Annotated in this window: 7 protein-coding genes; 4 read left to right on the forward strand and 3 right to left on the reverse strand. The window is 73.0% G+C overall.

What is annotated here, in order from left to right; translation table 11 throughout:
• Both JWQ92_RS06050 and JWQ92_RS06055 read right to left on the reverse strand, forming a co-directional pair.
• Positions 1–446, reverse strand: a 446-nt coding sequence (locus JWQ92_RS06050; protein ID WP_297343567.1) for a hypothetical protein, incomplete at its 3' end; no start/stop codon positions are given.
• 1 nt (position 447) lies between these two features.
• Positions 448–1,608 (reverse strand): hypothetical protein, encoded by a 1,161-nt coding sequence (locus JWQ92_RS06055; protein ID WP_297343568.1) that lies wholly within the window; start codon positions 1,606–1,608, stop codon positions 448–450.
• A gap of 297 nt (positions 1,609–1,905) precedes the next feature.
• On the opposite strand from JWQ92_RS06055, the gene JWQ92_RS06060 reads away from it, so the two are divergent.
• The 4 genes from JWQ92_RS06060 (at position 1,906) to JWQ92_RS06075 (ending at position 6,702) form a co-directional block, all read left to right on the forward strand.
• A complete protein-coding gene (locus JWQ92_RS06060; protein WP_297343569.1) occupies positions 1,906–2,871 on the forward strand; it encodes a glycosyltransferase in 966 nt (321 codons plus the stop codon).
• Between the two features lie 247 nt (positions 2,872–3,118).
• Positions 3,119–4,360, forward strand: coding sequence for a cellulase family glycosylhydrolase (locus JWQ92_RS06065; RefSeq protein ID WP_297343570.1), 1,242 nt, complete (start codon positions 3,119–3,121; stop codon positions 4,358–4,360).
• 198 nt (positions 4,361–4,558) lie between these two features.
• On the forward strand, positions 4,559–5,659 hold the full coding sequence (locus tag JWQ92_RS06070) for a polysaccharide pyruvyl transferase family protein (RefSeq protein ID WP_297343571.1): 1,101 nt from the start codon (positions 4,559–4,561) through the stop codon (positions 5,657–5,659).
• The gene (locus JWQ92_RS06075; protein WP_297343572.1) at positions 5,656–6,702 is read left to right on the forward strand and encodes a glycosyltransferase family 4 protein; all 1,047 of its coding nucleotides are present in this window, start codon (positions 5,656–5,658) and stop codon (positions 6,700–6,702) included. The genes JWQ92_RS06070 and JWQ92_RS06075 overlap by 4 nt, the downstream gene beginning before the upstream one ends.
• Here the strand turns inward: JWQ92_RS06075 and JWQ92_RS06080 are convergent.
• Positions 6,650–7,615: hypothetical protein (locus tag JWQ92_RS06080; RefSeq protein WP_297343573.1), on the reverse strand; the 966-nt coding region annotated here is incomplete at its 5' end. The genes JWQ92_RS06075 and JWQ92_RS06080 overlap by 53 nt on opposite strands.

Here is a 7,615-nt window from a genome sequence, read left to right on the forward strand (position 1 = left end):
ACGGTCGCCTGCGGGGCGAAGGAGAAGATGAGGCTGCCCGCCTTCGGTGTGCCGTCGACGGCCCCGTGCTGCTGCGCCCATGAGTAGAGGGCGGCGACCGTGTTCGTCTTCGGGGCGCCGGCGCCCTTCAGCAGCCACTCCACCCAGGCGGTGTTCCACTCGGTGAGCCGGTTGCCGAAGTAGACCTGCCAGGCGCTGTTCGCGAGCGGACGACCGACGGTCGACGCCGCGGCCGCGACGAGGGCCCCTGCGGCCGGGCTGCCCGTCGCCTGGCTGGCGTCGGCGTCCGTGTGCTCGAACCCGACCGAAGCGGTCACGATGCCGCCTGCGGTGACGAGCAGGGTCCCCGTCGCCGTCACGAAGGTGCGGCGTGAGAGCACGGCGACGTGGCGGCCGCCGGGTGCCTGGACGGCTGCGGGCTGGTAGGTGGTCCTGTGCTTCGACATGTCAGGCCTTCGGTCCGTTGCGGTAGGAACGCGGGTCGGCCTTCTCGACGGTCGGCGCGATCGTGTGGCCGGTGTGCCACAGGGTGACGGTGGGGATGCGGTCGACCACGCGGTAGATCTGCATGTCGGTCCGGAAGGCCTGCGAGTTCGGCCGCAGCAGCACGCGCGGCAGGCGCGTCAGGCCGTTGACCGTGAGCGGCTGCACGGCCGTCCCCTCGCCCTGGTTCACGTAGGTCTCCATCCATCCGCGCTCGATCGAGCTCGAGGCGTGGATCTTGAACACGACATCGGTCCACCGGCCGCGGCGGTACGGGATCGCCAGCTGGTCGGCCGGGTCGCCCGGGTTCAGGGAGTTGCCGCGGATGTTGAACTCGTCGACGGGGTCGGCGAGCGTGCGCCGGTGGGCGTGCAGCACCAGCGGCGATCCCTGCTCGTAGGGCGGGCCGTAGAACTGGAAGATCGCGAGGTAGCCGCTCGCGTCCTTGCCCGCCGGGTTCGTCGGGTCGTTCCGCGGATAGACGGACGGGAAGTCGGGCGGCGGGTAGAACGCGAAGCCGACGCAGAACTCGTCACCCTCGACGATCGTCCGCGGCCCGGACGACTGGAACCGCAGCGTCGTCTTCTTGGGCTGGTCGCTGTCGTTCTTGGCGCTGTTCGGCAGGACCACGCGGATCGCCTTGCGCTGCTTGCCGAGCACCGGGTCGTCGAGCAGGGCGGCGTGCCGGGCCCCGATCACGGCCGCGCCGTGGCTCTTCTTCCAGTCCTCGAACGTGCCGTCGTACTTCGCGGACCACGCCAGCTTGTCGCGCCAGCCGGAGCGGACCGAGGCGGGGCGCATCGTGTGCGTGAGGTTGGCGGTCGTCACACGGATCATCGGCGCCCGCACGAGCGCGCCGTCCACCACGGCCGTCGCGGTGATCCAGTACATCGCGTCGCTCGGATTCGGCACCGCCGGTTCCTCGAGGCTGTGCGTCGTATCCCAGTGCGCCCGCCACGTGCCGCCGGAGACGTGCGTCGCCGGCTTCGAGCCGATGGCGGGGTCGCCGACGATGACGGTGACGGCGGAGACGGCGCTGCCGCCGGTGACCGCGACGTCGACGGTCACGACGCCGTGGACCCGTCCGAGATTCGACGGAGTGACGATGTGGATCGAAGAAACCATGAGGAGCTCCCGGTCGACGGCTCGCGCTTCGCCGTCCGGGGTCGGGCGGTGAGCCGCTCCGGGCGCCGCAGCCGCGGACGGCCCGGAATGCGCTCATGGTTCCGGCGAGGCGGCAGCGGTCGACGGAGGACGCGCGCGTGTCGGAGAAATTCAGGTCACTATTCGGTGTGCATCGGCGTGTCGCGGGCTCCCGAGGGTGCCGGTCGTGCCGCCGCCCGGCAGGCGCCTCCGGAATACTGGTCCGGTCATGAGCAGACCCGAGCCCACGTTCCGCCTCCGTCGGCCGGGGGAGGGCTCGTGACGCTGGTCAGCGTGGTCGTGCCCTGCTACGACGTCGCCCCGTTCCTCGAGGCGGCCGTGCACCGGCTGCTGCGGCAGACCCACGAGGACCTCGAGATCGTGCTGGTCGACGACGGCTCGAAGGACGGCACCGGCGACCTCGTGCGGGAGCTCGCGGCCCGCCATCCGCGGGTCGTCGGGCTCTCCCAGCCGAACGCCGGCGTCGCTGCGGCCCGCGAGACCGCCGTCGGGGCGGCGCGCGGCGACTACGTGTGGTTCGTCGACGCGGACGACGACTGGCCCGACGAGGCCGTCGCGGTGCTGCTCGGCGCGGCGACGTCGACGGACGCGGATGTCGTGTGCGCGGCGGCCGACTACCGCTTCCCGGACGGCCGGGTGCGGCCGGTCGGCGAGGCGTTCTCCGGCGTGCTCGACGCCGGGGAGGCGTTCCGCCGGTTCCTCGTGGGGCGGATCACCGGCCACCTCTGGAACAAGCTCGTCCGCCGGGAGCTGGCCATCGCCATCGAGTTCACCCGCTCGCGGCACCACTCCGACCAGGCGATGGTCGCGCAGCTGCTCGCTGGCGCGACCCGGGTCGCCGGCATCGAGAGGTCCGTCTACCGCTACGTGCTGCGCACCGGTTCGATCATCCGCAGCGGCACGCCGCGGTCCGCCTCGCTCGAGACGGTCGGCGCCGTCGTCCGGTCGTGCGCGGAGCGCCTGGGCCTGCAGGACTCGCTGGAGTACCGCTACTACGTCGCCCGGTACGCGCTGCTCAGCCGGCTGAAGGACGCGACCTCGGGCGCGTACCCGCCCGAGGAGGCCGCCCGGCTCGCCCGCCGGATCCGCTCGGAGGTCTCGACGGGGGAGCTCACCGCCCTGTGGCGACGCGGCGACCGGCGGCGCTTCGCGCTCCTCGCCGCCGGCCGCTGGGCCCCGCCGCTGTACCGTGCCGTCATGCGCCGCGGTGGCGCACGGGACTAGCCGCCCACGTCTCGGCGGTTGCCACTTTCTGCTGCTTCAGACGGCTGGAAGCAGCAGGAAGTGGCAACCCTCCGGAGAAGCACCGCCCGGCGCCGAGCGCTGATCCCGAAGTGATCACGATCCGGCCCTCGCGGCAGCGGGTGCGCGCGTCCGGCTACCGTGGTCGGGCCGGATCGGCCGTGCCGCACCCCCCGCCGCGGGCAGGGTGATCGAGCGCGGCCGCAGGGCCGCATGAAGGGGACGGGACGTGGCACGGACGCACGAGCGCACCGAGGGCCGCGCAGGTGTGCGCGCCCTCGTTCTCGTCGTGATCGCGTCGATCGCCTGCATCTCCGTGCTCGGGGTCGCCGAGCTGCTGAACCCCCCGCGCTCGCACCTCATGCCCGTGCCGTCCTCGTCGTCCCCGCCGCCGACCGCCACCCCGTTGCCCGGCCCCGTGCCGGCCGCGCTCGCCGGCACCCGGTACGAGCGGGGCGTGAACGTCTACACGCTCGAGTTCAACCGCGGCCGGTCGGCGCCGATGACGCAGTGGGGCGAGCCGCAGTCCAGCTACGACCTGCTCGCGCAGCACGGGATCAGGATCGTGCGGCTCGCGTTCTCGTGGGGGATGATCCAGCCGGTCCGGTCCGCGAATCCGACGCCCGCGGATGTGCAGGCCTCGCTCGACGCGCCCCTCGACGGCCCCGGCATGGCGGTGGTCACCGACGAGGTGCACAAGATCGAGCAGGCGGGGATGTACCCGATCCTCGACCTGCACAACGGCTGCGGGTATCCGAACGGCCCGGGCCAGCCGCCCGCCTACGAGGTCTACTGCGGCAAGGGCATCAGCACCGTCCAGGTGCAGCACGTCTGGGGGCTGCTGTCGGAGGCGTTCAAGCACGATCCGAAGATCGCCGGCTACGACATCTTCAACGAGCCGGAGACGACCGAGGTGTCGTTCGCGACCTACCGCTCCTACACGCAGGCGGCCGTGACGGCGATCCGGCGGACGGGCGACCGGCACCGCATCTGGGTCGAGTCGATGCTGCGCAACTTCTCGCTCGCCCAGAACGCGCCGAAGGGGCCGTGGATCCGCTCCAAGGGCGTCATCGACCGCTCGATCGTCTACTCCCAGCACTTCTACCCGCTCGGCGCGAACAGCACCGACCTGCACTACCCCGGCGTCAACACCACGTTCCTCGAGGGCCTCACCGCCTTCGGCGACTGGTGCAAGCGCGGCCACGTGCACTGCTCCGTCGGCGAGGTCGGCTGGCCGAGCGGCAGCCGGCTCGGCACCGATACGGCGAGCGTGACCGGGTGGAACGACCTCGGGGAGATGTTCTACGAGATCGCGGACCGGTACCGCATGGACGTCACCTACTTCGCCGCGTCGTCCGAGACGAGCGGCTTCCTCATCGCCTACCACGGGGACGCGGACGCGTTCCCCGCCCCCGGCATCACCGTCGCCGACACCCAGACGAACGTCATCGAGGCGCACCCGACGCACTGATCGGCTCGATCACGATTCGGGCACCCGCTGGCTCGGCCGGTGCCCCGTCCGTAGACTGAGAGGCCGTTTCCGTCAGGGGTTCCGCTGCGCGCCCGAACGCGTCGCCGGCACCGCGCCTCCGCGATGCCGGCCTGGCCGAGCAGGAAGGACGACCACGTCGATGCCCACGACCTGCGACCAGGGTCGCGTCCCCGCCGCATGAGCCGGCGCCCTCGCCCCCTGAAGATCTTCGTGCCCAGCCGGGGCCAGTACGACAACGTGGGGGACATCATCCTGCGGCGCCAGCTGCTCACCTGGCTGCGCCCCCTCGGCACCCTCCACACCTACGTCGGCCAGGCCCCGGCCGGTTACGCGGAGGGCCTCGAGCTCGCGCCGCAGGACGTGCGCTACGCCTCCTTCGCCGCCTGGTACCGCGCGGCCCTGTTCGCCGCGCTCACGGGCCGGGCGGTCTACGCGTTCAAGCCCGGCGAGATCCAGCTGACGATGGCGGGGATGAAGGAGCACCTCAGCGTGCTCCCGCTCGTGGCGCTCTGCCGGCTCCGCGGCGGCCGCGTCGTGCGCGTCGGATCCGGCTCCCGCAACTTCGCGCCCCTGCCGCGCCTGCTGATGGCGCCGTCTGTCGCCGCCTCCCAGTTCACGGCCTGGCGCGACGCCGACACCGCCGCGTACATCGGCCGCGGATCCGTGATGCCCGACCTCGCGTTCGGCGAGGGCTCGCCCGCCGAGGCGCTGGAGCGGGGTACCCGTGACCGGCTCGTCGTCTCGCTGCGGAGCGACCGCCCGATGCCCGCCGACGCCTGGTTCGCGGGCCTCCGCGAGTACGCCGACCGCGCCGGCCTCGGCATCACCGTGATCAGCCAGGTCACCCGCGACCGGCAGCGCTCCGCCGAGGTGGCGGCGCGGCTCCACGCGGAGCTCTTCGACTGGGACGGCACCGACCCGGCCGCGCACGAGGCGGCGCTGCGGCGGCTCTACGCCCGCACCCTGCTCGTGGTGAGCGACCGGCTGCACGTGCTCATCGCCGCGCTGACCGAGGGCGCCGCCCCCAGCGCCGCCGTACGCGGCGGATCCGAGAAGATCGAGCGGCACTTCGCCGCGGCCGGCTTCACCGGGGTCTCCGCCGCCGTCGAGGGCCTGAAGGCGCCGGCGATCGCGGCGCTGCTCGAGCAGGCCGTGCAGCAGCGGCCGGCGACGCTGGCGGCGCTCGCGGCGGCACGGGCCGAGCTGCAGGAGGTGCGGGAAGCGATGGTCGAGGTCGTCGCGGGGGAGCAGCCGGCGCTCGCCGGCGCGACCGTATGACCGCCCGGGCGGCGGGCCGCCGCCCCTACGCCGCATGGCACGTCGGACGCCGTGGCGAGGTCGCCGGCGGCATGACGCAGGTCGTGAACGGCTACCTGGCCTGGGACTTCGAACGGTTCGACGTCGACGTGATCGTCTCGCGGGACGGCTCCGGCGGACCGCGCGCAGTCCGCCTGTTCCTGTCCGCCGCGGGGCGCATCGTGACGCTGCCGCGGCGCTCGACGCCCGTCGTCGTCGTGCACCTCTCGCAGGGCGGCTCCTTCGTGCGCGAGGGCCTCCTGCTGCTGCTCGCCCGGGCGACCCGCACCGCTACCGTCGCGCACCTGCACGGCAGCTCGTTCGCCGCCTTCGCACGGCAGCGTCCGCGCCTCACCGGCCGGGTGCTCCGTGCCGCCGACCTCGTGCTCGCGCTCAGCGACGAGTCCGCCGCGACGGCGTCGTCGTTCGTGCCCGCGGAGCGGGTGCGGCGGGTGCCGAACGTCGTCGCGGGCGACCGGCCGGAGCCGAAGGAGCACCGCGTGGTCTTCGGCGGCACCGTGGGCAGGCGCAAGGGCGTCGACGTGCTGCTCGCCGCCTGGCGGGGTCTCGACACCACCGACTGGACGCTCGACGTCGTCGGCCCGGTCGCGGACCCCGACGTCGTCGACGAGACCGTCCCCCACGTGGTCGTCCACGGCGCCCGCCCGCACGCCGAGCTCATGGGCCTGCTGCGGCGCGCATCGGTGGCCGTGCTGCCGTCGCGGGACGAGGCGCTGCCGATGTTCCTGCTCGAGGCGTTGGCCCGCGACGCGTGCGTGATCGCCACCGACGTCGGCGGGATCCCCGCGCTCCTCGAGGGCGATGCGGGCATCGTCGTGCCCGCGGGGGAGATCGAACCCCTGCGCCGGGCCCTCGAGTCCGTGATGGTCTCGGAGGCCCGGCGGCAGGAGCTCGTCGAGAAGGGCCGCGCGCGGTTCGCCGAGCGCTACTCGGCGGACAGCGCGTACCCGGTCATCGAGTCGCTGTGGCTGGACGCGCTGCGCCGCCGGCGGCCGACGGCCTGAGCACCCGGATCGGGTCGGGCAGCAGCCCGTCCCGGCGGATGGAGGCGATGATGCCCGCAGCCGCGAACACGAACGGGAACGACGGCGTGGACACGAACACCGGCGCGACCGCGGATTCGACGATGAGCGCGATCATCCAGCCGACGCCCGCGACGCGCAGCCAGCGCACGAGCACGTCCTCGTTCCGCGATGTGCGGCGCAGCAGGGCGACGAGCATCAGGATCAGGCCGAGCGCGAACGCGGCGCCGCCGATCCAGCCCGCCTCGCCGTAGATCGCGGGCCACTGGGTGTCGTTCAGGAACTTGCCCGCCGTGCCCGGCCCGAGGCCGTACACGTGCTGGAAGCTCCGGGCGACGTACTCCGGGCTGTAGTCGGTCGCGGCCGTGGAGCTCGCCCACCGGCCGAGGCCGGCGCCGAACGGGAAGTAGTGGTTCGCGATGTCGGCACCACCGGTGGTGAGGCGACCACGGGCGGACGTCTGCACGACGTACGCGGTCACATCCCGGCCGATGAACCGGACGAGCAGCGGCGCGAGCGCCGCGATCACGAGCGGCGCGAGGCACACGACGACGACGACCCCACGCACCCGTGCGAACCGGATGGCGAACAGCACCGCGACGAGGATCAGGCCGACGAGCGACTTGGTCTCGAAGCTCAGCACCGCGAGCCCCGCCGCGATCACGAGCAGCAGGAGCACGCTGAACCGGGCCCGCACGACGAACAGGTACGCGAGGCATGCGACGGCCAGGATCACCGAGAACCGGCTCAGGGCCGCGGGGTGCTGGAACGGCCCGTTCAGCGGGTGGATGCCCGCGACGGCCGCGAACGGCCCATGATGCATCGTCAGCTGCGCCCATTGCGTGGGCAGGGCGAGGTTCACCAGCGCGAGCAGCGCGATGACCACGATCGCCAC

The organism is Amnibacterium sp. (assembly GCF_025463795.1).
Lineage (GTDB): Bacteria > Actinomycetota > Actinomycetes > Actinomycetales > Microbacteriaceae > Amnibacterium.

Bases quoted from the DNA above. Each gene is read 5' to 3' on its own strand.
- JWQ92_RS06070 (WP_297343571.1), top strand. From the start codon at position 4,559: ATGAGCCGGCGCCCTCGCCCCCTGAAGATCTTCGTGCCCAGCCGGGGC.
- JWQ92_RS06055 (WP_297343568.1), bottom strand. From the start codon at position 1,608: ATGGTTTCTTCGATCCACATCGTCACTCCGTCGAATCTCGGACGGGTC.
- JWQ92_RS06075 (WP_297343572.1), top strand. From the start codon at position 5,656: ATGACCGCCCGGGCGGCGGGCCGCCGCCCCTACGCCGCATGGCACGTC.